The following is a 24,072-nucleotide window of genomic DNA, read 5'->3' on the forward strand; positions in this document are numbered from 1 at the left end:
TCACTTGTCCTCGGATTGGGCGGCCTTGGCCGCAGTTTTGGGGGCCTCGCGGGTCGCGGCGCCGGCCGCCTCAGCCTTGTCGATCACCCATGCCGGGAAATCCTGCGGATCGGGCGATGCCTGGACCCGGATCGAGGTACCCTTTTTCGGGTCGGTCGCGTCGAAACGCTTGTGGAAAACGGCCTTAACCATTGCGCCATGCCTCCTTGATTGCTGCGCGGACTTTGGTGCGGATCCTGTTGCGGAACTCCGCCCGCTTGGCTTTCCAAGCGGGATAGAAAAACGGCTGCGCGACAGTGCCGGGATGGCCCGCCCCCTTGTCCTGCCGCTTGCCGCGTTTCACCGACGCGTTGCGCGCCAGCGAGTGGGGTTGGGTGCCGAACTCGACAAACCGGGCGTAGTAGGCCTCCTTGCTTCCTGCATAGATCTTGATGCGCAGCGTGGCGTACTGCTCGCCCTTGTTCATGCCGGAGCGGATCTCGTCGATCATGAAGGTACCTGGCGGCAGGTCGCCCCAGGTCCAGCCGATGCTGGCGCGCAAGGCTCCGCTTTTGGCAGGCACCAGGCTGCGCATCAGGACACAGATTTCCTCTGCGCCCTCCTCCATTGCTACCCGGGCGGCATCGACTGCTGCGGCAGGGATTTGCTTTAGCTTCGCGACGATTCGGGGATTGAGCTGCGCCATCAGGCGGGGTCCTGCTCGATCCTGACCTCCAACTGAATGATCCCGTGCACATTGCCACTGGGATCGTCCAGGACGCGGACCAGTGAGATGGTGGCCGGGTGCATGGTCAACGCCGCGGTGTCAGACCATCCCTCGATCGCCGCAGCGATGTGGTCGGTCAGATCCTCACAGGCCCCCTTGCTCTCCTGGCTGTGCCAGAGATCGATCTGCAGCGTCATCGTGCGCGCCTTGACGCAGGTCACGCTGGTGTCATTCCAATAGGACGGGCCCAATGTCACATAGGGATATGCGGTGCTGGCAAGCGCCTGGTCGAAGACCTTGCCTGCCAGCGCGGCGACCTGATCCTCGATGCGGGCGATGACCAGCTGGCGAAGACGGCGACCGGCCCTCATTTGCGTTGCCCCTCAACCTGGAACGTCACGAACGCATTGTCCTGGGACAGGTTCGGGTTGCTGCTTATCTCGTAGACCACCCGGTCAGTCTCGACGCGCCACATCGAGGTCATCCGCCGGGTCAGGGTGGAGGCGCGCACGGCGACCGTGGCCGGGTCTCTGGCCTCCAGTCGCGCCTGCTGGAATGCCTCGCTACCGGGCCGATGCTGAATGTTGGCCCACACCTCTCCGCGGTTCGCCCAGCCCTGGACAGCTTTCCCATCGGCGTCCTTGCTCAGGCTCGGCTCCAGAAGAGTGATGCGGCGGTTAAGGTCAGAGATTTTCATCCGGCACCTCCGGCACGACAGGCAACTCGGGCGCGCGTGGCGGACAGCCGAAGAAACGGTAAGGGGCCAGCAGCGCGCGCACCGACATCGGCAGAGAGGCATCTTCCATGCCGTCCCCGGTGCCCTCCCTGTTCATGTAGAGCCGCGCGGCCATCATCAGGATCGCGGCCTTGATGGCTTCCGTCGCAACGATCTGGTTCGGGTGATAGCCCGGTGCGGTGGCGACGGGCAGATCTGTTTCCCTGGAGTAGAGGGGCCGGTCGATCCAGCTGGACACCTGCTGTTCGGCCGCAAAGGCGAGGAGCTCCAGTAGCTGGTCCTCGTCGCCCGCATCCACCCGTAGGTGCTGCCGAAGTTCGACCGACCCGACGATCACTTGCCGGCCTTTTTGGCGCCGGCTTCGGCTTTCGCCTTGGCCTCTTCCTCTGCCTTTGCGGCAGCTTCAGCATCGGCCTTTGCCTTCGCCTCGGCTTCCGCCTTAGCCTCGGCCTCCAGCCGTTCGTCTGCCTCGCGCTTGGCTTTCGCATCGGCCTCTGCCTTCGCCTTGGCATCCGCATCGGCCTTGGCCTTGGCCTCGTTCTGCATGCGCAGATCTTCCTCCGCGCGCACGCGGTCCGCGTCCGCTGCGGCACGATCGCGCTCAGCCTGTGCCTGGCGTTCAGCCTCGGCGTCGACAAACCGTTGCGCAGCAGCAGCATCGGCCTCGTCCTGGAACCGCTGCACGATCGACGCATGCGTCTTCCGGGCCTGCTCCGTGACGCCCAACTGCCAATGGCGGCCTTTCAGCAGCGTCTTGGCCAGGTCCTCTTCGACCTGGATCGGCTCATGGGCGCGAACCGTGCCATAGACACCGGTCTGCTGACGCAGCGGCGTGATGGTGACTTTCGACATTCTCATGCTCCACACATGATGGGGATGGGGAAAGGCGGGCACCGAAGCGCCCGCCCCGGATCAGGCGCCGGCCGCCGTGAACTGGCCGTAGATCAGAGCCTGGGCGCGTTTGATGGCCAGCGCCAGACGCTTCTCGGCGCGGACCGTCAGCATGTTCTTGACAAAGTTGTCGCGATCCTCGCTGGAGATCAGCACCTCGGTGTCCATGCGGTCGTAGATGGTCGCGGCCACCTTGAATGCACCGGTCAGGAAGTTGTCGACCTCGATCTCCGTGGTCGGCACCACGGGCCGGCCCCACAGGACGGGACCGGCCAGCTGCAGCGGGTTCGCGAAGATGTAGCGGCCTTCGCTGTCCTTGGACGTCTCGATCAGCGCCCAATCGATCTCGTTCAGGACCATGCCGTCGGCGGGATACCCGGCGAGGCTGGCTTCCAGCAGCGAGAAGCGCAGACGGTCGATCCGCGAGGATCCTGCGGGCTCATACGTGCCGCCATAGGCCGACGCGTTGGTGATCAGGCCGCTCAGGTTCTGACCGACACCGTCGCCGGACAGGATCTGGTCTTCTTCGGCCAGGTCCAGGCCGTAGACCAGTTCGTTGTCGATCTCTCCCTCCAGCTGGGGGATATCGTCCATGGTCTGGCGTGCGACGTGGATCCAGTGCGCGATGGTGCGCACGGGCGCCTCGGCCAGTTCCCATTCCAGGTTGCTTTCCGGCTTCAGCGCACCCTCGGCCACCACGGCGGCGTTCAGCGCCCGCAGCCGCAGCTTGGCGTACTGGATCAGGTCGGTGGTCGTGGTGTTGCGGCTCAGCAGGTCGCGCACGAAGAACTGGCGGCGGGGCAGACCGACGATCTCGGTGTCGCGTTGCGGCACCTTCAGCGTGCCGGCCGAGGCCGAGCCCGACGTGATCGCGTTCTGGACCGTGAAGGTCATCGTGCCCTTGACGAAGCCCTTGACGCCCTCGTGGTTGGAGACGGCGGTGCCGAGGGTCTGACGGGCGTTGCCCTGACCGCCGCCACGGCGGTTGCTCAGGCGCTGCTCGATGTCGAGGTTGGTGCTGTCCAGATCCTCGATCTTCTTTTCCAGCTTGTCGACGGCCTGCTTCAGGCCGCCTTGCGCCTGCAGCAGCTGATCGACGGAGACCTTGGTTTCCGCCGACAGGGTGCCGGCCTTCTTGGCCTCGTTCTGGGCCTCCTCGGCCTTCTTGTTGACGTCGCTGTTGATGCGCTCCAGCTCAGACTTGACCTCTTTCATCAGCTGGACGACGTCGCCGCCGCCGGCATCGGCGCGAACCGAGCCAAGAACGGCAGCCGGTTGCGCAGCCATCATTGCTGCAAGGCTTGCTTGCAGCATCATGTGTTTGGACATGGTGGGTTCCTTAGATGGATTTCAGGGAGGAGAGGAGATTGCGGATCTCCTCGGTGTCGGCAGCACCCGGCTTGCCGTGCGGGGCAGCACCAGGCTTGCCCCCTTTGAGGGCGGCCAGAAGCTCACGAGCCTCCGACCGCGTGACGCCGGCCTTGTGGGCCATGACGTCGAATTTCTTCTCGGCTCGTGTGTCGCCACGCTGTTGGGTGTCTCCGCCGGCATCGATCTCGTCTGCAGCCAGCAGCCCATCGGCGAAGCCCTGGGCCACGGCGGCAGACCCTGCGATCCACGTTTCCCGATCGAGCATGTCCCCGATCACCTTGGCGTCGATCCCGGTGCGCGCGGCATAGATGTCGGCTGACACATCATCAAAGGGCTTGAGCCATTCCGCGACCTCGGTCAGCGCGTGGCGGTCGCCGGCGGCGATGACCCAGGTGTTGTGGATCATTAGGAAGCCGGCGCGGGCAATGAAGATCTCATCGCCGGCCATGGCGATGACCGAAGCGGCCGAGGCAGCCACGCCCAGGACATTGACTGTCACCTTGGCGGGGTGGTCGCGCAGCGCGTTGTAGATGGCCAGGCCCTCGAAGAAGTTGCCGCCGGGCGAGTTGATGTTGACGGTGACGTCGCGGTCGCCGATCGCGCGCAAGGCCGCCATGATCCGTTTGACGGTCACGCCTTCGCCCCAGTAATCCTCCCCGATCACGTCCAGGACCGAGATGGTGGCGTCGGTATCGTCGGCGGCCGAGCGGACGTCCGGGTTCCAACGGGTCAGCGATTTGGGCGTGACGTCGCTCCGCAGCCCCGGCCGGGCCGCGATGTCCGCCTTGGGAAGCTTCATCAGCGTCATGGTTTGGTCTCCTGTTAGCCGAGGTCTTGCACAGGGGCCATGGCCGTCTGCGCGGTAAGATCGTCCGCGCCGTCGCGGCGGGGCAGGTTCAGCTTTTCGCGTGCCTCGTTGCGCGACATGATGCCGTTGCTGACCAGGCGGGTCAGGAAGTCGGCCTTGGCCTTGCTGTCCATCTGCAGGATGCCTTCGCGGTTGAACTCCGCGTAGCGCTTCACCCTCGAACCGGGCGGGATGATGTCCTTGCGGATGCGCCCTTCGATGCGGCGCAGCAGCGGGTTGAGCCCTGTGTTCATCCAGGCGATCATGATCTGCTCGACGCCAGAGCCCCACATCGTCTGGCCGTCTCCGGCATGCCCAATGACAATCGGGGGCGTGCCGAACCAGCGGCAGATGTCCTCGATCGAGAACCGGCGCGTCTCCAGCATCTGGGCATCTTCCGGGTTCAGCGACAGCTGCTCGAAGTCGAAGCCTGCCTCCAGCATCATCACCTTCCAGGCGGCCTCGGACCCGCTGTAGGCCTGCAGCATCTCCCGGATCTGGACGCGCTGCTCGGGCTTGAGCACCTGGTTGGATTTCAGCAGACCGGAGATCTGCATGCCGTTGCCGAACAGCTTGCCGGCGCTTTCCTCTGCCGCCAGCGCCGTGCCCATCGTCTGGACGCCGAAGGAAATGGCTGACAAGCCCATGTCGCCGCCAAAACCGAAGCCGCGAACGTGGAAGACCTTCTCACGGGGCAGGACCTCCTGCTTTCCACGATCGACGGTCCTGTACATCAGATCCCCGTCAGCATTGCGGAAGGGGCTGGTGATGTTGGCAGGCAGGATCCGCAGGTCGGACAGCCCAAGGCGTGAATCGGTCCGCTCGGCATAGCTGTTGCCGTTGGTCATCATCCACGCGATCTGGCCTTCCCAGTACTCCATCGCCGTCTGGTCGGCGTTGGGCGACACGGTCAGCACCTCCGCCAAGCGGTCGCTGATAGTTTCCCGCGATCCATCGGCGCGCTTCTCATAGACGCCCATCGGCAGCGACGAGATGACCATTGCCGTCTGTCGGATGCAGGCCCACACAGCAGACAGCTGCATGGCGCTGTCCAGCGTCACGCGCTTGCCCGACGCTGCCCCCTTTCCGAACAACTGGCTCCAGGCGCTGCCGTCGGTCAGGGTCAGCCGCTTCTCCTTTTCGACATCGTAGACTGCCGAGCGGACGCGCGCCGGGAGGGCTGATGCCAGACGTTCAATCAGCGACATCAGATGACCATCACGGGGTCGGAGAGAAAGTCGTTCAGAGAGGCCGGAGCCTCGGGGTTGCCGAACATCAGCATCGCAGCGTTGAAGGTCGCCATCAGGGCGTCGATCTTCGCGCTTCCGGCGGCTTGCTTGGTCACGATGTAATTGCTCCCCTTGAGCTCTGTTTTTGCATTGCCGACCGTCCACGCCATGTAGTCGGAAGCACAGTGGACCAGTTTGCGGTCCTTCAAGCGACGCGGCAGCGTCAATACGGCAGGGTTGAGTTTCCATCCCTGACCCACGCCTATCCATCGCTTGTCGTCGAAACCCGCCATCTCCAATCCGTCCAGCAACTCGTTGATGCCGGCGGCATCCAACCCGATCGCTGGAGTCTGGATTGGCAGCAGGGCGGCTGCCTCTAGGCGCTGGATATAAGCAATCGCCCCGGTCACATCGTCGCCTACTTCCTGACAGATCGTGAGATCGCCGTCGGCTTCGAAGTCGCGCAGGCGGGCGTCGATGTCCTTGCGACGTTCAAAGACTTCAGGAAAGGCCCACGCGTGGGCCCAGTGCAGCCAACGCCGGCTTCCCTTCTCCCGGCCGAGGACGGTTAGTGCGAAGAGGTCGTCCAGGCCGCCACCGTCAATACCTACGACGCAGACCTCGGACCGGCGCATCACCTCGTCCAGGTTCAGCTTCTCGTCTCCACAGGTCTCCCAATAATCCGCGCCACGCCACGCATCACCACCGAGGCCGACACCGATCTCGATGTTTAGATGCTGGCTGGCCCAGATCTGTTCGGCCTCCTTCGAGACCTTGCCATTGTTCTCGTAATCCTCCTCCAGCGCCTGTTCGCTGATGGACAGGCCGAGGTTCGGCAGGAGCATTCCCCAGTTGGACCGGTCGCGCCAGAAGGTCTCGTCCTTCTGCTGTGCTTCCGGATACTCGTAGAGGATCGGCAGCATGATCGGCTTCGGGCCGCCCTTGCCGTCGCGAATGGCACGAGCCTTCTTCAGTTCGGCCTTCCAGATGCCGGTAGGCATCTCGTCGGACTGCGTCGTGATCATCAGCAGCTTGCCGCGCTGCATCGTGATGCCGCCGCCGCGGATCTGCTGCATCACTTTCAGTGCCTTGGCCTTCTTGCCCAGCTCGTGCAGCTCGTCGATGATCGTCAGCACCGGGATCTCGCCCGTCACGATCGTCGTGTCGAAGGTCTTCACGTCCAGCGAGGTGCCGGTCTTCCTCCTGGTGATCGTCTTCAGGTGATCCTGTACCTTGAAGATCAGCTGCAGCTTCTCGTCCAGGGCGACCATACCCTGCGCCTGCTCGAAGCACCGCTCCGAGATGTTCTGGCTGGGCCCGACCAGCAGCATCTGCCGATTGGGGGCCTCCTCCATGTAGAGCGCGGTCAGCGCCAGGGCCGCAACATAGGTCGACTTCGAGTTCTTCTTCGGCACCATGCAGAGAAGTTCCCAGACCAGCTCGCGATGCGTGTCGGGATCTTCGCTGGCGAAGAAGGCGACCAGCAGCGTCTTAAACCAATCCCCGCAGGCCTCGGCCATTGTCGGGTTGCCCGGGACGTCCGGCAGGCGCAGCCGGTTGAAGAATGCCAAGACGCGCGCGGCCTTGGCCTCGTTGATGGGCACGTCCGCCATCGGAACGTCGCCCGCCTGCAGCTTCTCCCACCAGTCGGGGCAGGCGAAGCGGGGCAGGGCCTCAGTGGCGGACATTCCGCTTGGTCTCCAGATCCAGTTCGGCCGTCAGCGCCGCATCGGCATCGAGGGCGAGTTTCTCGTCCATGCCCTTCTTGCCCAGCTTCTCCCGCGGCGCGGCTGGCTCCGGAGTTTTGTCCTTGCCCGCGTACATGCGTTCGGCTCCCATCCGGTCGAACATCTCCATAAGCCGGTCTACCTGGCGCATGGCACCGACGTTGCCGCCACCCGCTGCCTGTACTGCCAGTTCCAGGCGGCGGGCATCGAGCATGTCGCGAGCGACATCGCGCAGCTTCAGCTCCTGAAAAAAAAGCCGCCGAAATGTGGGGAGCGACATGTGCAGGACACTGGCGATCCGTTCATTGTTCCACCCGACAGCCAGCAACATCTTGACCTTATTGCGATCTTCCAGCGTCGCCTCTTTCCGGGGGCGTCCGAGCTTGCCGGTCCGGTCTTCAACCGGGTTGCCAAAAAGGTCAAAAATCGCAGCCATGAGAAAAAAATCTCCGCATGAGGGGGACGCGGGTCCGGGCCAGGACGGCCCCCCGACTTTCGACCCACCCCCCTGCCGGACGTCGGTGCGGATCAGGCCGGCGGGTCGCCGACCCCGACCATCACGGGCGGGTGGACGGTGCCGAGCACGCGCAGATGTACCGACGCGCCGGCATTGAGGCGGGCCAGTTCGTCAGGGGTGGGTTGCCATGCCGTCACCATGGCAGGCGTACCTTGGCCACCCACCGTGCAGTTAATCAGCTCATCGCGAAGCGGCAGACCGAGGTAGCCTTGCGACTTGCCGATGATGCGGGTAACGCCCTCAATCGTTCCGATAAGCATCGCGCCGCTCCTCTCTCTGCTTGTCGCGGTTATGGCAGGTGGCGCACATGCACTGGACGTTGGACCTATCGAAGAACAGGTCACGGTCGCCACGATGGGCGCGGATGTGGTCACCGACCAGCTGGGCACTTTCGAAGATCCGCTTGCACCGGACGCAGGTGAAGCTGGCCGCGACCAGCACATCCCAACGGATGGCCTGCCACTCTGCCGTCTTGTACCACTTGCGCCAGGTATCGATCCGATCACGCGACCGGACCGGCACCCCACCATTGGAGCCGCGCGGCTTCAGCTGTTGCCCGCGCGGTGCGAGCTGCCTCATGCGCGCCATGTCAGTACCAGAAGCGGATACCCCGGTACCGCATGGGGCGGAGACCGAGGCGCGCCCGCACGATGATCTGATTGCTCAGGCTCATGTCAGGCTCCATTGCTGATGGATTGGGCCTTCCACCCGCTTGGCTGCCGGGGTCCGCGCCGGGCGAACCTTGTATGGATGGGACGCAGCAGCTGCCCCTGGGTATAGAAACGACGAACGCCCGCTAGGGATGATCCCTGCGGGCACACGTCTGGATAATAGTGATTCTGTTCGCACAGAGCGCCATAAGCGGTCAAGAACTTTTTCGCGGTCGCAGGCCGATCATGGCATCCAGCGTCTCACTGAGGGCCTGCAGGGCCGCCTTTGCATTGCGACCATTGTCCTGCCACGAGAACCGCACCAGCACCTGCTTCAAAGTGAGCCCCTTGACGCACACGCCATCAATCAGATCGCGGGCCGTGAACGTCTCTGGCGCACGTTCGCCTGGCGCCAAGTCACGCTTGCGTTGTGAGGGTCGGATGCGACGCAGCACCATCACCGGCCCGATGCCAATCCTGCGGCGCATGCCTTCCAGTTCAGCTGACAGCTCTAGGCGGCGATCCATCCAGTCTCGGGCATCGGTGCCGCCCGCGCTGGCCTGCAGGCTCGACAGCTTCATCCCGTCCGCGGCGAGCAGTTCCACAAGGTTGTGATACCGGCGGCCAACAGCTATCTGGCCGGGCGTCAATGGCGCAGGTTGATTGCGGCGCGCGGCGGCAGCAAGCATTGCATCGAACACGTCGGCCCCGCGGATGGCCTGACGACCGCCGTAACCCCGATGGACGGCCTCGACGTCATCGGTGCCCACCGGCAGCAGCTCGATGTTCTGAACCAGCACGAAGCCGCCACGGGCCGGGGCAGGGGCAATGTCGGGGCCGCAGGCCTCAGGAATAGCCCCAGCATCTTTCACGGCCTTCAGGCGCAACGCAGCGGCACGTTCGGCCTCCTGGGCCTTCAGTCTGGCGGACAGGCCTGCGGGAAGGTGGTTTTGATCCTCGGCAAGCTTTGCGATCAACATTTTGCGTCCCTTCTCGGTCATTTGTCTATCCGTTGTTCTTTGTCTTTAGGGATTGGGCTTGATGGGCTTAGTAGGAATTGAAGAGGGCTTGAGATTAGAGGGTATTTGATAGGGCCTGATCCAATGAAATCATGGGCTTGAGTGGTGAATTTGGGCCTGACGGGCTTGATGGGCTTGAAAGTTCGACCCATGCACAAGGCAAGCTTTCCCCCCGACCCCGCTTGGAAGACGCGCGCACGTGGGCGAGATTTTCAGGCCCGTCAGGCCCTCAAGCCCAAAAACATCACCTAACCCTTTGAGCACATTGAAACCGAAGCCCCCTGACCCCGCTTTCAGTCGCGCCCAATGGCCACCGCCACTAAGCCCGTCGGGCCCAAACGCAGCGACGAGGGGCTGACATGCGCGACGGGCCCGAAGGCCCGCCTGGTCGATGATCCTGAGAGTGGGGTGCGGGGTCATTTGGACCATGACGTCCATCCGTTGCCCTTTTCGTTGGTTTCGGCCTCGCGCATGCGTTGGCCGAAGTCCTCGCCGAGCCTGATGCCGCGATAGCCCGTGACGCCCGACTTGCCGGGCGCGAAGGTCTTTTGGGTCTCTGGATGCCGCCAGTTGTCGGCCTTCCCCTTGAGGCGGTTGGACACGGTCCTGCCGCCCCATCGCGTCTCCCCGCGCTCCTCCATCCAGAAGTTGAAGGCCTCGATCAGCTCGCGGGCTGTCATGAAGTCGCCCTCATAGCCGGTGACCGTGGTGGCATCGGCCAGGAAGCTCCCGACCGGGTCGCTGTCCTTGCGATAGTCCTCCGTTGCGGCCAGGACCTCGTCCGGCTCCTGGAGGCCGCCATCGAGGAAGTCGAGCAGGCCCTGCACCATCCAGTTGAAGATGCCGGCCCGCTCCTCCCACAGGATCGCGTCCAGGTCCTTCTTGGGGATCCGCTTGTGCTCGGGGATCTGGATCGGGAACTTGACCAGCATCAGACGCCGCCAGATCCCGTCGTCACCGCCGCGGATGTCGGGCAGGTGGTTGCCGCTGATCGTCAGCTTGAAATAGGGCTGCACCACGATCATGCCGGAGAACAGATCCCGGATCATCATCGGCTCACCCCCGGTCAGCGCCTTGATCAGCGCTTCCTGCAGGCGCTCACCCTCTTCGGGCTCAGAGGTCCGGACGCTGCGGGCACCGATCAGGGGGATCATGTCGGGCTGCGAGTCCGAGCCGGACTTCTTGTTCTTGCCGGTCAGGCTCTCGATCTTCGCCGTCGCCGAATAGTCGCCCATGATGCGTGAGACGATGTCCACCAGGACCGATTTGCCGTTTGCGCCGGCCCCGTGGAAGAAGGCCAGCTTCTGAACGGGGATGCCGCTCATGGAGAGGCCGAACCAGCGCTGCAGGAACCGCCGCACGTCGATGTTCGGCTGGATCTGCAACAGGAAATCGTCGAAGCGTGGGCAGGTCGCGGTGGGGTCGTAATCCACCGGCATCAGCTTGCTCAGCATATGGGCGCGGTCGTGGGGCATCAATTTGACCGCGGGCTTCGGGCCCATGCCCAGATCGCCAGTCGGGTCGACGTAGAAGCGCAGCGTCCCCGTCAGCGTGTTCACCACCAGGTCATCCTGATCCAAATCGTCGACGGTGATCGAGCGCATGACCGAGGCCTCGGCCGCCATGTTTGTCATCGGCCCCGAGTTGCCGGCATTCTTGGCATGGGTGATGCGGCGACCGATGGCCGTCTTATGGCCCTTGAGGGCGGTCTCGATATTGCGGAGGCGCCCGGCGATGTTGCCCAGCTCTCCAAGCAGGGCCTCGTCGGCCGCATATCCTGCGGTGCTCTCGATCTCGGCCCGGCGCTTGATCAGCTGGAACTCCTCCTCCAGCAGTTTGCGATCGCGAGGCGAGGGCAGGATGAAGTCGATCTCCTGCTCGATCAGTGCCGACATCTGCTGGGCCATGGTGCGGATTCGCGGCGACAGCCCCTTGGTGATCTCGGCATCCTTACGCCAGCGCATGCTGTCCCAGATGTGCCAGCCGACCTGCGAGACATAGTGAACGTCCTGACCGAAATGCACCACGAAGCGCCGGGCATTCCCGATGTCGTTGAGGGGCTCGGCGGCGGCGACCGCAACGGGGTCGGGGGTCTCGCCATCGCCCTGCCCATCGCGATCGTCCGGGGGCGGAGGTGGCGGCAGATAGCCCTCCGGGTAACTATCGGCGGGGTCGCCGTCATAAGCATCCTGCGGAAGATCCATGCCTTCAGGCAGGTCGACTTCCTCTTCCGCAGCCATGGCGGCCCGGACCTTCTCGATACCATCGTCGGTCATCTGTCATCCTCTCGCCGTGCGACGTCTTGTGCGCCCATCAGCAGGTCGTTCATGTCGATGCCCTCGCCCGGGTGGACGATGGCGGCGGTCAGGCCGGGACGCAGCGCCATGGCGCGGCGGAGGCCGGAAAGGAGTTTGGCGCGGGTCAGCTTGGGATCGCTGTCGCCGTCCTGGACGAAGACCAGGCGCTTGATCCAAGTGGGCGGCACGAAGGCATCGAGGTCGGCCAGATCCGGGATGCCGGCGTACTTGAGGCCGGGCCCGAGCTTGCGCGCCCCGGCCATATTGCCGAGATCGACCCCGGCCCAGTACGCGGCCTTGGCGGCATTGGCGGCGGCAACCATTGCCGATAGCGTCGTCTCGATCCCCTCGGCCATGACCAGGCAGGTCGCATCGCGCGGGGTGAAGATCCGGATCGCGCCGCCCTTCTTGGAGCCATAGACCTTCTTCGACGGCACCAGCTCGCCCGGCTTGGCGGGGTTCATGACCACCACTTTGCCCTTTGGCTGATCAAGATCGATCCATGTCCGGTGCACGCCTGTCAGGGTGCCGTCGGGACCAAGGATGGCGGCCAACATGGCCGGACCCTCGTGGACGGTCACGAACTCGCCCCGGCGGCCATTGCCCGGCACAACAAGGCGGGCGGCGGGCTCGAAACGGAAACAGCGCGGCAGCTGTGCACCGGCGCGCGGACGGATGCCGCGGCGGGCGAGGTAGTCAACGACCAAGGTGCCATCTGCCGGGCCCGCCTGATCCCAGATCTTGCGAGCCTGGGCGATGGCATCGGTGCGTCGGCGGGCGGCGTCGGCCTCGCGCGCAAGGCGGTGCTCTTCGGCCTTGCGTTCCTGCTCGGCCAGCTGCTGCGGCGTCAGTTCCTGCCTGGGCCCGACGAGCCAGTCCAGCGCCGCCTTGAAGTCGAGGCCCAGCACCAGCTGCACCAGGGCGATCTGGTCGCCCTTGGCATCGCATCTGCGACAGAAGATCACGTCCTTGCGCGGATTGATCGAGAAGCGGTCCTTGCCGCCGCAGCCGGGGCAGGGACCAACCAGTTCGCCACCGGTCCGCAATAGATTGGTGATCGCAAGCCGATCGACCAGATCCAGCATGGGCGTCTGCTTCGCAATGGCAATTCGGGGATCATCAGACACGAGCAGCGGCCTCTTGTTCGGCCAGCCAACGTAGGGTGCGTAGCAAATCCGCCTGACCATCGGTAGTCATGCGTCCATGCTTGTCTGTGATCTGCCGGCACATCATTGCGCGCCATCGATTGGCGATGAACTTGTCGGAACAGCCAAGCTGATCACTGATTTCAGAGACCTGACGACGGGCAATCAAGCCCTCGGCAAGGAACAGGTCATCAACCCACGAAAAGTCGCGTGGCGTTCCGAGCAAGTGAGCGAGGATCTGGATTCGGTTGCCCGACATGCCGCCTTTGACGGCTGCGACAAGCAGGTCCTGCGCAGAGCTGTTAGATATCGGCTTCGCCGCCGGGGCGGGCTTCGCCTTCGACGCAGCTGAAGGTTTAGCTTTCGGCGACTTCACAGGCGTAGGCTCCGCCACCGGCTCGGGCGTAGGCTCCGCCACCGGCTCGGGCGTAGGCTCCGCCACCGGCTCGGGCGTAGGCTCCGCCACCGGCTCGGGCGTAGGCTCCGCCACCGGCTCGGGCGTAGGCTCCGCCACCGGCTCGGGCGTAGGCTCCGCCACCGGCTCGGGCGTAGGCTCCGCCACCGGCTCGGGCGTAGGCTCCGCCACCGGCTCGGGCGTAGGCTCCGCCACCGGCTCGGGCGTAGGCTCCGCCACCGGCTCGGGCGTAGGCTCCGCCACCGGCTCGGGCGTAGGCTCCGCCACCGGCTCGGGCGTGGGCTCCGCCACCGGCTCGGGCGTGGGCTCCGCCACCGGCTCGGGCGCGGGCTCCGCCACCGGCTCGGGCGTGGGTTCGACCTCTGTCATTGTGGCAACGAACCCCACCAGCGCATCAAACGCAGCGGGCTTGATGTTGGCGGGGAGTGTGATCTGAAACTGCAGCAGGATCAGGGGCACCGATTTGGCGTCGATCGTCATTTCACACCCCGCGCAGCATCCCAGTGCGCGCCAAGCGCCCACCGGTCGAAATCGTTCATGGTGGCGGCGATCAGGTGGACAGTGCCGCGGTGGATCTCCGGCGTCCGGCCGACCTGTCCGGCCGCACGGATCAGCGGCATCATCGCACCGTCAGACGTGGCCCGCTCGGCACACCTGGCGACGATGTCGGCCAGCATCGCATGCTCGCCCGCATCGGGGGTCAGCGGCGGGCGCGACAGCACGGCCAAGCCGTGGATCAGCGCACGATCGAACTGCGTCAGCTTCATGAATCAACCCTCGATATCGGCGCGCGAGACAGACGCGGGCCAGGTTGCGCGCCGGACAGCATCAAACAGCACGTCACCCGCTTGCTGCAGGGCGGACGGGTCGCGCTTGGCGCAGGGAAAGCGGTCGGCGAAATCGGTCAGCGCGACGCGCAGTGGATCCTCGACCCCAAAGCTTTTGTTCACCGCGATCACGGCGAGACGCAGGGAGGTCACGTCTGGCGTGGCCAGCTTGGCGCGCATGGCGACGCCAAGGGTGATCTGCATCGCGGCAATCCTGTGATCGGTGGTGGGCATCGCAGCCTCCGGCTCTGGGATGAACCGGGGCGCCCGCAGGGAGGAGGAGTGGCGGGCGCCCCGGAAGCCGCGCATGAGGGACCGCGCGGATGGGGATGAAAAGGACGCGGCGGTCAGGCCGCCGCGCCAGGTGCCGGATCCGGACAGGCGGATGCGGAGTAATGGTGCCCTGCCGCCTTCTGGCAGCTCTCGGCCGGGCCAGCCGCAGGTTCCACAATCCCGGTCGTTCCCACATTCACCCGAAGGCGGCCGGAATTGTGGCTTGGGCGGGGGGTCTCACCCCTGGACGGGCCGTGCTTCCTGCCCATCTCTCCCGCCTTCGGGTGTCCTGTGAACCCGATCTGCATGTCAGCCCGCCATGATCTCGGCATAGCGGGGCAGGGTCCGCGTCGCGTGATCGACGTGGTGCCCGTAGGGGGCATTCAAGGCGTCGAACCAGTTGCATGCGGTCTGAAAGGTGACACCGAAATGGACGGCGCAGGCCTCGCGGCTGGAGAAGCTGGCGATCATCAGGAGCGACCAGTTGCGGCCAAAGACCGCACGGTCGGCACCATGATGAACGTGGGCACGACGCGCCGCCTGGTGCCCACGCCCGCGCCCCTCAAGGAGGTTGGACTGGGACATTTGACGGTGCGACGCATCAGGCTGCGTCCGACGAAGCATCGGGTTGGGACAGGTCATGAGAGTTCTCTTGGTTGGAGGAGGGGGAGGTTCGACACGGATCGGAATGGTCCGCGCCGGAAGAGTCCCAAGATTGAACTGGAACACGGCCGCCAGTGACACGTGCAATGGCGAACGCTAGATCCAGACTTGGGCGAGCTACCCCTCGCACAAGCTTGCTGATCGTAGCTTGCGTCACCCCTACGGATGCCGCGAAGTCATCTTGCCGAATTCCGGCCTCAGCGAGATATGTGAGAAGTGTGCTCATGCGCCACTTATCACTGACAGGAATATTATCGTCAAGAATAAATATTCCTGAGACGCGTTTGCCGCCATCACTCAAGCGTATGACAATGTCGACATGAACCTGAAGAGCATGCGTCTCAGCCGCGGACTGAGCCAAAAAGAGCTGGCTGACATGGCCGGCGTCCAGCAAGCCACGATCTCAAAGGTCGAGGCGGGTTACGACGGCGTGACCTTGCGGGTACTGCGGTCGTTAGCCTCTGCGCTGGATGTCGAGGTGTATGACCTTCTAGCTGATGACCGCGCTACTGCTGAGCGTGAGCTTGTTAAGGCTTTCCGCGGTCTTTCTGCTGATCGGCAGAAAGGTTGGTTGGAGCTTGCAGCCGCGCTTGTTCAGCCTGGCCCTCAGCCATAGCCAAGAAGGATCGAAATTCTTCGTCGTTCATCTGGCGAAGTAATGCTGCGAATCGATCCTCTGGTTTCACTCATACCCCCTAGAACATAATGAGAACATCATGCAGCACCGCAACCGTGCGGTGCAAGTGCATGAGGTGCAATTGCCTGAAACGATCCTAACCAAGCGGTGCATAAATTCCCAACAGGAATTTTAAGGATTGACAGGAATATTCCTGACATTCATTTTCAGTCCCATCGAAACTCGATGGAGACCTTGGCCATGCGCCCCGTCCACAGCAATACCGTTTCCCTGCCCGTGACGCCCGCTGCTGTCGCTGACGCGATGGCGGTGCTGTCGACTCCTGACCTCGCGTCGCGTCTGCCAGAGAGCATCCGCCGCATGGCGTGGAACGTGGCCATGAGCAGCATGGGTTTCCGCGTCACGCAGCGACGCCAGGCAGCCAACGTTCATCGGGGGCCGCAATGACCACCGATCAAAAACCGCTCAGCTTGGCCGATGCCGAGATGATCAGGCGGACGCGGCACTTGGGCTGGGACAGCGGCACCTGTGCCGAAGCGCAGGACCTGCGCCTTGCGGCCATGCGCGAGGGACTTTCGCCACAAGCTTTTGACCAGGACGCCCCGGAATACCGCGCCGCGATCCGACGCGCCCACCTTGTGGGCGTCGCGGCCGGGCTCGTGCTGGCCTTCGTCTGCCTCGTCATCGGCATCGCTCTCTACGACGCCATCAACACCAATTGGCCGGTGGCCTGCGACGGCACTGCCGCGCTGCCCAGCTGCGCGGCCCGCATCCTTGGAGCCCTGACATGACCCGCTTCACGCAAGAAATGCGCGACGAGATCACCAGCGCCATGCTGGGTATCGTCGAACGCTTCGATGTCGACCCGATCGACATGCCGCCGCTGGCCCATGCTGCCGCCGCTGAGTGTTTCCGCATCGTCGAGGCGCTGGACCGAGGCAGGGCGGTCATCACCGGCAAGCTGCCGCCGAACTGGGAGGCTATCAGCCAGGCGATCACCGTTGTTGGCAGCGACGATGCCCACCAGTGGGACAAGGCTCGGCGCATGGCACTGCCCGAAGGGGCGCGGCTATGACCATCATCAAGGGCTTTCCGGTGCCTCAGGACAAGATCGGCAAGATCCTCGAGGAGAACCTGACGCTGGCGATGGCCGCGCAGATCAAACTGGGCAAGCGGGTGCTGAAATGACCCAGCCCGTTATCCACCGCGGTATCACTATCCGGCAGTTCGAGGTGCCCTGCACGCCCTACGTCTGGACCCACGACGAAACCGACGGCCACGGTACCGCAGAAACTTTGGACCAGGCGCGCGCGCAGATCGACGCGCACCTGGCGAAGCGGTGTGACGCCCATGGCTGATCAGCTTTCCATGTTTACGATGCTCCAGGCTCAACCTGAGCAGCGCAAACCCGTTCAAGTCGATGCGCCCTTAGACCCGTTGCCTGAGCCAGACATCGCTGACCCTGTCGGCTTTGTGCGGTGCGTCCGCGAATCCATGGCTGCCCTTACCCATGGCCGGCCCTTCGACATCGCAACAATGGAAAGTCTGCCAGTCTGGGAGACAGAGGCAGAGCGGTCCGCTGTCAGGGCGGTGATAGCCGTGTTCGGCATCGATCTGAAGAACGGCATGGCCATTCTCGAAAATCAGGAGGCGGCATGACCAGCCCGCGCACCATGGCCCTTGCGGCCATCATTCACTACGATTGCACGACCCACACCTGGGCGCGAACGTCGGCCGAGGTCGCCGCAGACCTGGTGGCCCGGTACCCCGCGCCGCGCGAGTGGGGCGTTACCGCCCGCCACGTCGCCCGCGTGGCCCGCGAGAAGGGCTGGAGCAACCGCCTGCGCGGCAGTGGCACCCCGGTCATGCAGGGCACTCCCAAGACGTTCAGCATGGACGAGGAGCTGGCCGCGATGGACGGCGGGCGCGGCTATGACGGCGAGGAGCTGGTGGCATGAGCGATGTCCCAATCGAGCGCACTACGGTCGATATGACCACGAGCAGGATCGTCGAGAAAGGGACCGCGACCTTCGCCCTCCTCGCCCCACGGAAAGACCTTTGTCAGACCTGCGCCCGTCAACACCCTGACGATCAGCCCCACGACGCCACTGCGCTGTATTACCAGTATGCCTTCTACGGCCAGAACGGCCGCTGGCCGAACTGGCAAGACGCCATGGAGCACTGCGCCCCTGACGTTAAAGAAAGCTGGACGGCGGCGCTGACCAAGATGGGTGTCGATGTCGCGGGTGGAGGCGTTAGGCCTGCCACAGGCCAGGGGCAGAACAATGACTGACCGTCCCATCCTGTTCTCCGCCCTGATGATCCGCGCACTCCTGGACGGCCGCAAGACGCAGACGCGGCGGGTGCTGACCCTTGGCGGCAGGCGGCCGGATTACATCGGCCCGCGCGGCTGCACCGAAGACCCGGCCTGCTGGGGCTGGGATGATGGCCGAGGCGGCTACATCTTGGCCGATCGGGATTCCGACGACGCACAAGCTGCAACCTGGCACGACTTCGCGGCGTCTTGGCGCGCAGGTGATAGGGCGTGGGTGCGTGAGGCGCACGCGATCCTTCCCGCCACCGCATATCGCGGCAGTATCGGGACCGGCACCATCGTCCAAACAGTTCATCCCACAGACGGCTATAGCGCCGCCGTCATGCGCGAGGGCTTCGACCGATCCGGTGCGCCGCGCTGGCGGCCCTCTATCCACATGCCCCGGTGGGCCAGCCGCCTGACGCTGACCGTGACCGACGTGCGCGTGCAGCGGTTGTGGGACATCAGCGAGAAAGATGCGAAAGCGGAAGGCGTCCCGCCTCCACCGGAGGGCATTGCACCGGAATGGTCGCATTACGATAGCTACGTCGACGTGTTCGCTGACGTTTGGGACAGCCTGAACGCAGAGCGCGCGCCGTGGGGTAGCAACCCGTGGGTCGTGGCCTTGAGCTTCACCGTTCAGCGCGGCAACATTGATCAGGTTGGGCTCACAGACCGTCAGCTGCGTGACCAGATCACCGGCGGGGACATATGACCACCGTCCTGCATCAGTTCAACGACCTGCGGCCCTTCGGCGGCTTTGACCTGATCATGGCCGACCCGCCTTGGCGCTATGAAATGCGGTCCGAGAAAGGCGAGACGCGGTCGCCCCAGGCCAAGTACGTCTGCATGACGATCGACGAGATCGCGGCGCTGCCTGTCGCAGCGCTGGCCGCCCCGAACTGCCTGCTGTGGCTCTGGGGGCTGAACACGATGCTGCCTCAGGCCTTGAGGGTGATCGAGGCGTGGGGGTTCGAATATAAGACGTCGGGCCATTGGGTGAAGACGACCGTGAACGGTAAGCTAAACATGGGCATGGGCTACATTCTGCGCGGTGCCGGAGAGCCCTTCCTGATTGGGACGCGCGGCGCGCCGAAGACGACCAGCTCGACCAGGTCCGTCATCATGGGCCAGATCCGCGAGCATAGCCGAAAGCCGGAGGAGGCCTTCGCCGAGGCCGAGAAGCTAATGCCCGACGCGCGGCGGATCGAGGTGTTCAGCCGGCAGAGGCGGGCAGGGTGGTCGAACTGGGGACACGAGTCCGAGAAATTCGAGGAGGCCAGCTGATGGGACGCCAAGCAATTACTTTTGCACCGCGCCTGCTTCCAACCCCGGAGGCCGCAGCGTATCTGGGCGTCAGCGAGACCATGCTGCGCGGGCTTTCGATCCCTCGCAAGCTGCTGGGCGGCAAGCGCCTGTACGATCGTCTAGTGCTTGACGAATTCGCGTCCAGCCTGCCCACTGAGGGCGACGAGAAAGGAAATTCATGCGACGCGGTATTCGGGGACTGAAGGGGATCAAGGTCGTCACGAAAGCTGACGGTCGCCAGTACAAGTACCGCCGCGTGGGCGCGCAGCTCGTGCCGCTGCCTGACCTCCCAGAGAACCACCCCGAGTTCCTCGCGGCATATGTCGCGGCCGGCGCGGTGCAGCCCAAGCCCCGGCATCAGGAAGGCACCATATCGGCCCTCTGTGTGGCATACCTCGCCTCTCATGAGTATCGGCGGATGGCAGACAGCACGCGTGGCGTGTGGCGCCGGACGCTCGACCGCATCAGCGCCGATCGAGGCACGGGCCTGGTCAAGGATCTTCGGCCGGATCACCTGCGCAAAGACATCCGTGCACTGACGCCTGGTGCAGCTCAAAACCGGATCAAGGCGTGGCGATCAATCCTGAAATTCGCGGTTGAGGAGGGGATGATCTCCTCCGACCCGTCTGCCGGCGTCAAGGCGCAGCGCGGCGAGGTCAAACCGCATCGCCAGTGGACAACAGACGAGCTCCAGACCTTCCGCGACCACTGGGCAGTGGACACGCCGGAGCGGATAGCCTTCGAGGTCATCTACTGGACGGGCGCCCGCTGCGTCGACGCTGTCGGTCTCGGCTGGCAGAAGGTGGACGATGATGGGTGGCTTTCGTTCGTCCAGGCGAAGACCGGCGGGCCCGCGACATGCCCGATCACGGCACTGCCCGAATGGGCTGCACCGTTGAGCGCCGAGCACGCGTCGTTCCTGGCATCGGTCCCGCGAGATCGGATGATCTGGATCATGACCCAAGGCGGCAAGCCGCGAAGCGTGAAGGGCCTGTCGCAGTGGATGAGTGCTGCCGCATCGACGGCTGGCCTGCCCGACGACTGCACCGCGCATGGCCTCCGGAAGGCGCGCGCGGCGGCGCTAGCCGAGGCCGGGGCGACCGCCTCTCAGATTGGCGCATGGACCGGGCATGCGAGCCTGTCGGAGATCTCTCACTACACCCGCCAGGCGGATCAGAAGGGCGTCCTTGGGGCGAAGCGAGAACGGCAAAGTGGAAACAACATTGCCCAGTTTCCAAAATAGGCCGGAAAACGCTGCAAAATCAGGGGGCGTATGGAGATATGGTGCACCCGAAGGGATTCGAACCCCTGGCCTCTGCCTTCGGAGGGCAGCGCTCTATCCAGCTGAGCTACGGGTGCACGCGCCGCCTGATTACCCGGCGGGGTCAGGCGACGCAATGGTGAAAATCGATCAGGCGGCGTCCAGGGCCATGATGATCGGGACAAAGTCGGCGGCCTTCAGGCTGGCGCCCCCCACCAGCGCGCCGTTCACATGCGCGATGGCAAAGATCTCGGCCGCATTCGCGGGCTTGACGCTGCCACCGTAGAGCAGCGCGACATCGGCTCCGTCGGACAGGCGCGCGGACAGGTGGTCGCGCATCAGCGCGTGCACCTGGGCGATCTGATCCAGCGTCGGCGTGCGTCCGGTGCCGATCGCCCAGACCGGCTCATAGGCCAGGACGGTGTTGCGGGCATTGGCGCCGTCCGGGACGGACCCGGCCAGCTGCGTGGCGATTACGTCCAGGGTGCGGTCGGCGTCGCGTTCGGCCTCGGTCTCGCCGACGCAGATAATGGCGGTCAGGCCTGCGGCATGGGCGGCCTGCGCCTTGGCGCGCACCATGGCGTCGGTCTCGCCGTGATCGGCACGGCGTTCGGAATGGCCCAGGATGACGTGCGTCGCGCCCGCGTCGCGCAGCTGCAGGGCGGCGATGTCACCGGTATGGGCGCCCTTGTCGGCATGGTGGCAGTCCTGCCCGCCGACCAGCAGGTCGCTGGCGCCGATGCGGGCCATCATCGGGTGGATCAGCAGGGCTGGCGGGCAGATCAGGACATCGCAGGTCGCGCCTTCGGCGGCGGCGGCCATGTCGTCCAGCTGATCCAGCGCGGCCAGATCGCCGTTCATCTTCCAGTTTCCAGCGGCAAGTTTGCGCGGTGCCATGGGGGTCCTCCGTGGGTTCGGGACAGGCTTAGCCAGCGTCCCGCCCCCGCGCAAGGCTCAGCTCTGCGCGCGGCTGCCCTCGATCGGGGCAAAGTTCACCGACTCTCCGCAGCCGCAGCTGTCGGTGACGTTGGGGTTGCGGAACCGGAAGCCCTGCTCCAGCAGGCCGGTCTCATAGTCGATCTGGGTGCCGAACAGGAACATCTGCGCCATGGGCGCGATGATGACGCGCGCGCCGTCAAGTTCGACCACCTCTTCGTTCGCGGTGGGGGTCTGGGCCAGCTCCATCGTGTATTCCATGCCCGCGCAGCCGCCTTTCTTCAGCCCGATGCGCAGACCATAGGCGTTCTTGCCCGCCATCAGCCGCGCGATCTGGGCGGCGGCGGCGGGGGTGATGGTCACGGGAGGGGTGCCGGGCATGGCGAACATGGCGAGATCCTTTCGGGCTTGGCCTCAAGATAGTCATCCGGGGGGCATCGGTTCAAGACCGCCCCCCGGCCGGCGATCACATGAAGCCCAGTTCCAGGCGCGCCTCGTCGGACATCATGTCCATGCCCCATTGCGGCTGGAAGGTCATCTCGACATCGACCTGCTTGACGCCGGGCACGGCCTCGACGGCGTCGGCGACCCATCCCGGCATCTCTCCGGCGACGGGGCAGCCGGGGGCGGTCAGGGTCATGATCACCCGCACCTCCGAGGCGTCGTTGATGTCGATCGTGTAGATCAGGCCCAGGTCGTGGATGTTGACCGGGATCTCGGGGTCATAGACGGTCTTGCACGCCTCGACGATGGGCTCGTAGAGGGGATGGTCGGTCGAAGACGGCGCGATCAGGGGCGCGCCTTCCATCAGGGGTTCGGTCATCGGAGCATCCTTCAATTCCGACCGATTATATAGGGCACCGACCGCCCGCGGTCCAGTGGGCGCCCCACATTGCGCCGGGCGGGGGGCGGCGCTACAAGCGCCCGGTTCCAAAGGCTCGGGCGGACCCATGACCACGCGTTTCAACTTTACCCTCCAGGCGACCGACGGTGCGGCGCGCACGGGCGTCATCGACACGCCGCGCGGCCAGATCCGCACCCCGGCCTTCATGCCGGTGGGGACGGCCGCGACGGTCAAGGCGATGCTGCCCGACAGCGTGGCGGCCACGGGCGCGGACATCCTGCTGGGCAACACCTATCACCTGATGCTGCGCCCCGGCGCCGAGCGCGTGGCACGCATGGGCGGTCTGCACAGGTTCATGAACTGGTCCAAGCCCATCCTGACCGACAGCGGAGGGTTCCAGGTGATGTCGCTGGCGGGCCTGCGCAAGCTGACCGAGGAGGGGGTGACCTTCTCCAGCCACGTCGACGGGTCCAAGCATTTCCTGTCGCCCGAAACCAGCATGGAGATCCAGAAGCTGCTGGGCAGCGACATCGTGATGTGTTTCGACGAATGCCCCGCGCTGCCCGCGACCGAGGAGGCCGTGGCGGCCTCCATGCGCCTGTCGATGCGGTGGGCGCAGCGGTCGCGCGACGCGTTCGGCGACCGTCCGGGGCATGCGCTGTTCGGCATCATGCAGGGCGGCGTTACCCGCGAACTGCGCGAGGAGAGCGCCGAGGCGCTGCAGGCCATCGGCTTTGACGGATACGCGGTCGGCGGCCTGGCCGTGGGCGAGGGGCAGGAGGCGATGTTCGGCGTGCTGGACTATGCCCCCGGTTTCCTGCCGCTGGACAAGCCGCGCTATCTGATGGGCGTGGGCAAGCCCGACGACATCGTGGGCGCGGTGCAGCGCGGCATCGACATGATGGATTGCGTGCTGCCCTCGCGGTCGGGGCGGACGGGTCAGGCCTGGACCCCGCGCGGTCAGGTCAACATCAAGAACGCCCGCCACCAGGACGACCCGCGTCCCTTGGACGAGGATTGCACCTGCCCCTGCTGCACGGGCTATTCCCGCGCCTATTTGCACCATGTCTTCCGTGCCAAGGAAATGATCAGCGGCATGCTGCTGACCTGGCACAACCTGCATTACTATCAGCAGCTTATGGCGGGGCTGCGCGACGCGATCGCGGCGGGACGGCTGGACGCCTTCGTGGCCGAATTCCACGCGCGCCGCGCGGAAGGCGATATCGAACCGGTGTGACGCCGCGACCTTGGAAGGATTTTCCCCGTCCGGGCCTTGGCGCGGGCGTGCGAGGGCGTTATCTTGATGGTGTTCTCAGGGCGGGGTGCAATTCCCCACCGGCGGTGACAGCCCGCGAGCGCCCCTTGCCACGGCAGGGGGGTCAGCAGATCCGGTGAAATTCCGGGGCCGACGGTATAGTCCGGATGGAAGAGAACCGCCCCGTGTGCCACCCCGGCGCGC

The 24,072-nt window shown here is 64.8% G+C and carries 37 protein-coding genes, 1 tRNA gene and 1 riboswitch; of the genes, 13 read left to right on the plus strand and 25 right to left on the minus strand.

Going from position 1 to position 24,072, the window contains the following annotated elements:
- From PRL19_RS08745 to PRL19_RS15745, 21 genes are all read right to left on the minus strand, one after another.
- Positions 1-192: a hypothetical protein gene (locus tag PRL19_RS08745; protein WP_273742663.1), complete on the minus strand. Its 192-nt coding sequence runs from the start codon at positions 190-192 to the stop codon at positions 1-3.
- On the minus strand, positions 185-685 hold the full coding sequence (locus PRL19_RS08750) for an HK97-gp10 family putative phage morphogenesis protein (RefSeq protein ID WP_273742664.1): 501 nt from the start codon (positions 683-685) through the stop codon (positions 185-187). Before PRL19_RS08750 ends, PRL19_RS08745 begins: the two co-directional genes overlap by 8 nt.
- Positions 685-1,077: a DUF3168 domain-containing protein gene (locus tag PRL19_RS08755; protein WP_273742665.1), complete on the minus strand. Its 393-nt coding sequence runs from the start codon at positions 1,075-1,077 to the stop codon at positions 685-687. Before PRL19_RS08755 ends, PRL19_RS08750 begins: the two co-directional genes overlap by 1 nt.
- Positions 1,074-1,403: a phage head closure protein gene (locus PRL19_RS08760; protein ID WP_273742666.1), complete on the minus strand. Its 330-nt coding sequence runs from the start codon at positions 1,401-1,403 to the stop codon at positions 1,074-1,076. The genes PRL19_RS08755 and PRL19_RS08760 overlap by 4 nt, the downstream gene beginning before the upstream one ends.
- Positions 1,390-1,779: a head-tail connector protein gene (locus tag PRL19_RS08765; protein ID WP_273742667.1), complete on the minus strand. Its 390-nt coding sequence runs from the start codon at positions 1,777-1,779 to the stop codon at positions 1,390-1,392. Before PRL19_RS08765 ends, PRL19_RS08760 begins: the two co-directional genes overlap by 14 nt.
- Entirely contained in the window at positions 1,776-2,294 is a 519-nt protein-coding gene (locus PRL19_RS08770) for a hypothetical protein (RefSeq protein ID WP_273742668.1), read from the minus strand. The genes PRL19_RS08765 and PRL19_RS08770 overlap by 4 nt, the downstream gene beginning before the upstream one ends.
- Positions 2,295-2,354: 60 nt before the next feature.
- Positions 2,355-3,662, minus strand: a complete 1,308-nt coding sequence (locus tag PRL19_RS08775) for a phage major capsid protein (protein ID WP_273742669.1) — start codon at positions 3,660-3,662, stop codon at positions 2,355-2,357.
- 10 nt (positions 3,663-3,672) lie between these two features.
- Positions 3,673-4,512 (minus strand): head maturation protease, ClpP-related, encoded by an 840-nt coding sequence (locus PRL19_RS08780; protein ID WP_273742670.1) that lies wholly within the window; start codon positions 4,510-4,512, stop codon positions 3,673-3,675.
- A 14-nt stretch (positions 4,513-4,526) separates the two neighbouring features.
- Positions 4,527-5,759: a phage portal protein gene (locus tag PRL19_RS08785; RefSeq protein WP_273742671.1), complete on the minus strand. Its 1,233-nt coding sequence runs from the start codon at positions 5,757-5,759 to the stop codon at positions 4,527-4,529.
- Positions 5,759-7,468 (minus strand): terminase large subunit domain-containing protein, encoded by a 1,710-nt coding sequence (locus PRL19_RS08790; RefSeq protein ID WP_273742672.1) that lies wholly within the window; start codon positions 7,466-7,468, stop codon positions 5,759-5,761. Before PRL19_RS08790 ends, PRL19_RS08785 begins: the two co-directional genes overlap by 1 nt.
- Positions 7,455-7,943 (minus strand): hypothetical protein, encoded by a 489-nt coding sequence (locus tag PRL19_RS08795; RefSeq protein ID WP_273742673.1) that lies wholly within the window; start codon positions 7,941-7,943, stop codon positions 7,455-7,457. Before PRL19_RS08795 ends, PRL19_RS08790 begins: the two co-directional genes overlap by 14 nt.
- A gap of 92 nt (positions 7,944-8,035) precedes the next feature.
- Entirely contained in the window at positions 8,036-8,284 is a 249-nt protein-coding gene (locus PRL19_RS08800; RefSeq protein ID WP_273742674.1) for a hypothetical protein, read from the minus strand.
- On the minus strand, positions 8,265-8,603 hold the full coding sequence (locus PRL19_RS08805) for an HNH endonuclease (RefSeq protein ID WP_273742675.1): 339 nt from the start codon (positions 8,601-8,603) through the stop codon (positions 8,265-8,267). Before PRL19_RS08805 ends, PRL19_RS08800 begins: the two co-directional genes overlap by 20 nt.
- 286 nt (positions 8,604-8,889) lie before the next feature.
- The gene (locus PRL19_RS08810; protein ID WP_273742676.1) at positions 8,890-9,675 is read right to left on the minus strand and encodes a hypothetical protein; all 786 of its coding nucleotides are present in this window, start codon (positions 9,673-9,675) and stop codon (positions 8,890-8,892) included.
- 434 nt (positions 9,676-10,109) lie between these two features.
- Positions 10,110-11,969: a DNA primase family protein gene (locus PRL19_RS08815; protein ID WP_273742677.1), complete on the minus strand. Its 1,860-nt coding sequence runs from the start codon at positions 11,967-11,969 to the stop codon at positions 10,110-10,112.
- Positions 11,966-13,075, minus strand: a complete 1,110-nt coding sequence (locus tag PRL19_RS08820) for a DUF7146 domain-containing protein (protein ID WP_273742678.1) — start codon at positions 13,073-13,075, stop codon at positions 11,966-11,968. Before PRL19_RS08820 ends, PRL19_RS08815 begins: the two co-directional genes overlap by 4 nt.
- Positions 13,076-13,109: 34 nt before the next feature.
- On the minus strand, positions 13,110-14,030 hold the full coding sequence (locus PRL19_RS08825; RefSeq protein ID WP_273742679.1) for a hypothetical protein: 921 nt from the start codon (positions 14,028-14,030) through the stop codon (positions 13,110-13,112).
- Positions 14,027-14,317 carry a hypothetical protein gene (locus PRL19_RS08830; RefSeq protein ID WP_273742680.1) on the minus strand — a complete coding sequence of 97 codons (291 nt, stop codon included), beginning with the start codon at positions 14,315-14,317 and terminating at the stop codon, positions 14,027-14,029. Before PRL19_RS08830 ends, PRL19_RS08825 begins: the two co-directional genes overlap by 4 nt.
- A gap of 3 nt (positions 14,318-14,320) precedes the next feature.
- Positions 14,321-14,581, minus strand: coding sequence for a hypothetical protein (locus tag PRL19_RS08835; RefSeq protein ID WP_273742681.1), 261 nt, complete (start codon positions 14,579-14,581; stop codon positions 14,321-14,323).
- Between the two features lie 378 nt (positions 14,582-14,959).
- Positions 14,960-15,121 carry a hypothetical protein gene (locus tag PRL19_RS08840; RefSeq protein WP_273742682.1) on the minus strand — a complete coding sequence of 54 codons (162 nt, stop codon included), beginning with the start codon at positions 15,119-15,121 and terminating at the stop codon, positions 14,960-14,962.
- A 130-nt stretch (positions 15,122-15,251) separates the two neighbouring features.
- Positions 15,252-15,539 (minus strand): helix-turn-helix transcriptional regulator, encoded by a 288-nt coding sequence (locus PRL19_RS15745; RefSeq protein ID WP_420704426.1) that lies wholly within the window; start codon positions 15,537-15,539, stop codon positions 15,252-15,254.
- Between the two features lie 93 nt (positions 15,540-15,632).
- On the opposite strand from PRL19_RS15745, the gene PRL19_RS08845 reads away from it, so the two are divergent.
- The 12 genes from PRL19_RS08845 to PRL19_RS08900 all read left to right on the plus strand — a co-directional run bounded on the left by PRL19_RS08845 (position 15,633) and on the right by PRL19_RS08900 (position 20,815).
- On the plus strand, positions 15,633-15,929 hold the full coding sequence (locus PRL19_RS08845; RefSeq protein WP_273742683.1) for a helix-turn-helix domain-containing protein: 297 nt from the start codon (positions 15,633-15,635) through the stop codon (positions 15,927-15,929).
- A gap of 255 nt (positions 15,930-16,184) precedes the next feature.
- Positions 16,185-16,397, plus strand: a complete 213-nt coding sequence (locus PRL19_RS08850) for a hypothetical protein (protein ID WP_273742684.1) — start codon at positions 16,185-16,187, stop codon at positions 16,395-16,397.
- On the plus strand, positions 16,394-16,741 hold the full coding sequence (locus tag PRL19_RS08855; protein ID WP_273742685.1) for a hypothetical protein: 348 nt from the start codon (positions 16,394-16,396) through the stop codon (positions 16,739-16,741). Before PRL19_RS08850 ends, PRL19_RS08855 begins: the two co-directional genes overlap by 4 nt.
- Entirely contained in the window at positions 16,738-17,025 is a 288-nt protein-coding gene (locus tag PRL19_RS08860) for a hypothetical protein (RefSeq protein ID WP_273742686.1), read from the plus strand. The genes PRL19_RS08855 and PRL19_RS08860 overlap by 4 nt, the downstream gene beginning before the upstream one ends.
- 109 nt (positions 17,026-17,134) lie before the next feature.
- A complete protein-coding gene (locus PRL19_RS08865) occupies positions 17,135-17,308 on the plus strand; it encodes a hypothetical protein (protein ID WP_273742687.1) in 174 nt (57 codons plus the stop codon).
- Entirely contained in the window at positions 17,301-17,609 is a 309-nt protein-coding gene (locus PRL19_RS08870; RefSeq protein WP_273742688.1) for a hypothetical protein, read from the plus strand. The genes PRL19_RS08865 and PRL19_RS08870 overlap by 8 nt, the downstream gene beginning before the upstream one ends.
- Before the next feature lie 95 nt (positions 17,610-17,704).
- Positions 17,705-17,908: a hypothetical protein gene (locus PRL19_RS08875; RefSeq protein ID WP_273742689.1), complete on the plus strand. Its 204-nt coding sequence runs from the start codon at positions 17,705-17,707 to the stop codon at positions 17,906-17,908.
- Positions 17,905-18,243, plus strand: coding sequence for a hypothetical protein (locus PRL19_RS08880; protein WP_273742690.1), 339 nt, complete (start codon positions 17,905-17,907; stop codon positions 18,241-18,243). The genes PRL19_RS08875 and PRL19_RS08880 overlap by 4 nt, the downstream gene beginning before the upstream one ends.
- Positions 18,236-18,979 (plus strand): hypothetical protein, encoded by a 744-nt coding sequence (locus tag PRL19_RS08885; RefSeq protein WP_273742691.1) that lies wholly within the window; start codon positions 18,236-18,238, stop codon positions 18,977-18,979. Before PRL19_RS08880 ends, PRL19_RS08885 begins: the two co-directional genes overlap by 8 nt.
- Complete coding sequence (locus PRL19_RS08890; RefSeq protein ID WP_273742692.1) at positions 18,976-19,551, plus strand: MT-A70 family methyltransferase; 576 nt, start codon at positions 18,976-18,978, stop codon at positions 19,549-19,551. Before PRL19_RS08885 ends, PRL19_RS08890 begins: the two co-directional genes overlap by 4 nt.
- On the plus strand, positions 19,551-19,775 hold the full coding sequence (locus PRL19_RS08895) for a MerR family transcriptional regulator (protein ID WP_273742693.1): 225 nt from the start codon (positions 19,551-19,553) through the stop codon (positions 19,773-19,775). Before PRL19_RS08890 ends, PRL19_RS08895 begins: the two co-directional genes overlap by 1 nt.
- The gene (locus PRL19_RS08900) at positions 19,751-20,815 is read left to right on the plus strand and encodes a site-specific integrase (RefSeq protein ID WP_273742694.1); all 1,065 of its coding nucleotides are present in this window, start codon (positions 19,751-19,753) and stop codon (positions 20,813-20,815) included. The genes PRL19_RS08895 and PRL19_RS08900 overlap by 25 nt, the downstream gene beginning before the upstream one ends.
- Positions 20,816-20,854: 39 nt before the next feature.
- Here the strand turns inward: PRL19_RS08900 and PRL19_RS08905 are convergent.
- The 4 genes from PRL19_RS08905 to PRL19_RS08920 form a co-directional block, all read right to left on the minus strand.
- Positions 20,855-20,931: transfer RNA gene (locus tag PRL19_RS08905), tRNA-Arg, on the minus strand.
- 52 nt (positions 20,932-20,983) lie between these two features.
- Complete coding sequence (gene tpiA, locus PRL19_RS08910; RefSeq protein ID WP_273742695.1) at positions 20,984-21,730, minus strand: triose-phosphate isomerase; 747 nt, start codon at positions 21,728-21,730, stop codon at positions 20,984-20,986.
- 57 nt (positions 21,731-21,787) lie between these two features.
- Positions 21,788-22,159 carry a HesB/IscA family protein gene (locus PRL19_RS08915; RefSeq protein WP_217844734.1) on the minus strand — a complete coding sequence of 124 codons (372 nt, stop codon included), beginning with the start codon at positions 22,157-22,159 and terminating at the stop codon, positions 21,788-21,790.
- Positions 22,160-22,235: 76 nt separating this feature from the next.
- Positions 22,236-22,592, minus strand: coding sequence for an SUF system Fe-S cluster assembly protein (locus tag PRL19_RS08920; protein WP_045981535.1), 357 nt, complete (start codon positions 22,590-22,592; stop codon positions 22,236-22,238).
- 127 nt (positions 22,593-22,719) lie between these two features.
- Here PRL19_RS08920 and tgt point away from each other — a divergent pair, with 127 nt between their 5' ends.
- Positions 22,720-23,850, plus strand: coding sequence for a tRNA guanosine(34) transglycosylase Tgt (tgt, locus tag PRL19_RS08925; RefSeq protein WP_273742696.1), 1,131 nt, complete (start codon positions 22,720-22,722; stop codon positions 23,848-23,850).
- Between the two features lie 67 nt (positions 23,851-23,917).
- A riboswitch (FMN riboswitch) is annotated at positions 23,918-24,051 on the plus strand.
- Positions 24,052-24,072: the final 21 nt, after the last annotated feature.

Source organism: Paracoccus marcusii (genome assembly GCF_028621715.1).
GTDB classification, from domain to species: Bacteria; Pseudomonadota; Alphaproteobacteria; order Rhodobacterales; family Rhodobacteraceae; genus Paracoccus; species Paracoccus marcusii.

Coding starts and splice junctions, on each gene's coding strand:
- PRL19_RS08785 (WP_273742671.1), bottom strand. CDS start 5,759: ATGTCGCTGATTGAACGTCTGGCATCAGCCCTCCCGGCGCGCGTCCGC.
- PRL19_RS08885 (WP_273742691.1), top strand. CDS start 18,236: ATGACTGACCGTCCCATCCTGTTCTCCGCCCTGATGATCCGCGCACTC.
- PRL19_RS08800 (WP_273742674.1), bottom strand. CDS start 8,284: ATGCTTATCGGAACGATTGAGGGCGTTACCCGCATCATCGGCAAGTCG.
- PRL19_RS08845 (WP_273742683.1), top strand. CDS start 15,633: ATGAACCTGAAGAGCATGCGTCTCAGCCGCGGACTGAGCCAAAAAGAG.
- PRL19_RS08900 (WP_273742694.1), top strand. CDS start 19,751: ATGCGACGCGGTATTCGGGGACTGAAGGGGATCAAGGTCGTCACGAAA.
- PRL19_RS08895 (WP_273742693.1), top strand. CDS start 19,551: ATGGGACGCCAAGCAATTACTTTTGCACCGCGCCTGCTTCCAACCCCG.
- PRL19_RS08780 (WP_273742670.1), bottom strand. CDS start 4,512: ATGACGCTGATGAAGCTTCCCAAGGCGGACATCGCGGCCCGGCCGGGG.
- PRL19_RS08860 (WP_273742686.1), top strand. CDS start 16,738: ATGACCCGCTTCACGCAAGAAATGCGCGACGAGATCACCAGCGCCATG.
- tgt (WP_273742696.1), top strand. CDS start 22,720: ATGACCACGCGTTTCAACTTTACCCTCCAGGCGACCGACGGTGCGGCG.
- PRL19_RS08890 (WP_273742692.1), top strand. CDS start 18,976: ATGACCACCGTCCTGCATCAGTTCAACGACCTGCGGCCCTTCGGCGGC.
- tpiA (WP_273742695.1), bottom strand. CDS start 21,730: ATGGCACCGCGCAAACTTGCCGCTGGAAACTGGAAGATGAACGGCGAT.
- PRL19_RS08805 (WP_273742675.1), bottom strand. CDS start 8,603: ATGAGGCAGCTCGCACCGCGCGGGCAACAGCTGAAGCCGCGCGGCTCC.
- PRL19_RS08920 (WP_045981535.1), bottom strand. CDS start 22,592: ATGACCGAACCCCTGATGGAAGGCGCGCCCCTGATCGCGCCGTCTTCG.
- PRL19_RS08840 (WP_273742682.1), bottom strand. CDS start 15,121: ATGATCGCCAGCTTCTCCAGCCGCGAGGCCTGCGCCGTCCATTTCGGT.
- PRL19_RS08880 (WP_273742690.1), top strand. CDS start 17,905: ATGAGCGATGTCCCAATCGAGCGCACTACGGTCGATATGACCACGAGC.
- PRL19_RS08820 (WP_273742678.1), bottom strand. CDS start 13,075: ATGCTGGATCTGGTCGATCGGCTTGCGATCACCAATCTATTGCGGACC.
- PRL19_RS08825 (WP_273742679.1), bottom strand. CDS start 14,030: ATGACGATCGACGCCAAATCGGTGCCCCTGATCCTGCTGCAGTTTCAG.
- PRL19_RS08835 (WP_273742681.1), bottom strand. CDS start 14,581: ATGCAGATCACCCTTGGCGTCGCCATGCGCGCCAAGCTGGCCACGCCA.
- PRL19_RS08870 (WP_273742688.1), top strand. CDS start 17,301: ATGGCTGATCAGCTTTCCATGTTTACGATGCTCCAGGCTCAACCTGAG.
- PRL19_RS08755 (WP_273742665.1), bottom strand. CDS start 1,077: ATGAGGGCCGGTCGCCGTCTTCGCCAGCTGGTCATCGCCCGCATCGAG.
- PRL19_RS08790 (WP_273742672.1), bottom strand. CDS start 7,468: ATGTCCGCCACTGAGGCCCTGCCCCGCTTCGCCTGCCCCGACTGGTGG.
- PRL19_RS08815 (WP_273742677.1), bottom strand. CDS start 11,969: ATGACCGACGATGGTATCGAGAAGGTCCGGGCCGCCATGGCTGCGGAA.
- PRL19_RS08855 (WP_273742685.1), top strand. CDS start 16,394: ATGACCACCGATCAAAAACCGCTCAGCTTGGCCGATGCCGAGATGATC.
- PRL19_RS08760 (WP_273742666.1), bottom strand. CDS start 1,403: ATGAAAATCTCTGACCTTAACCGCCGCATCACTCTTCTGGAGCCGAGC.
- PRL19_RS08915 (WP_217844734.1), bottom strand. CDS start 22,159: ATGTTCGCCATGCCCGGCACCCCTCCCGTGACCATCACCCCCGCCGCC.
- PRL19_RS08830 (WP_273742680.1), bottom strand. CDS start 14,317: ATGAAGCTGACGCAGTTCGATCGTGCGCTGATCCACGGCTTGGCCGTG.
- PRL19_RS15745 (WP_420704426.1), bottom strand. CDS start 15,539: ATGAGCACACTTCTCACATATCTCGCTGAGGCCGGAATTCGGCAAGAT.
- PRL19_RS08775 (WP_273742669.1), bottom strand. CDS start 3,662: ATGTCCAAACACATGATGCTGCAAGCAAGCCTTGCAGCAATGATGGCT.
- PRL19_RS08810 (WP_273742676.1), bottom strand. CDS start 9,675: ATGACCGAGAAGGGACGCAAAATGTTGATCGCAAAGCTTGCCGAGGAT.
- PRL19_RS08865 (WP_273742687.1), top strand. CDS start 17,135: ATGACCCAGCCCGTTATCCACCGCGGTATCACTATCCGGCAGTTCGAG.
- PRL19_RS08770 (WP_273742668.1), bottom strand. CDS start 2,294: ATGTCGAAAGTCACCATCACGCCGCTGCGTCAGCAGACCGGTGTCTAT.
- PRL19_RS08795 (WP_273742673.1), bottom strand. CDS start 7,943: ATGGCTGCGATTTTTGACCTTTTTGGCAACCCGGTTGAAGACCGGACC.
- PRL19_RS08750 (WP_273742664.1), bottom strand. CDS start 685: ATGGCGCAGCTCAATCCCCGAATCGTCGCGAAGCTAAAGCAAATCCCT.
- PRL19_RS08745 (WP_273742663.1), bottom strand. CDS start 192: ATGGTTAAGGCCGTTTTCCACAAGCGTTTCGACGCGACCGACCCGAAA.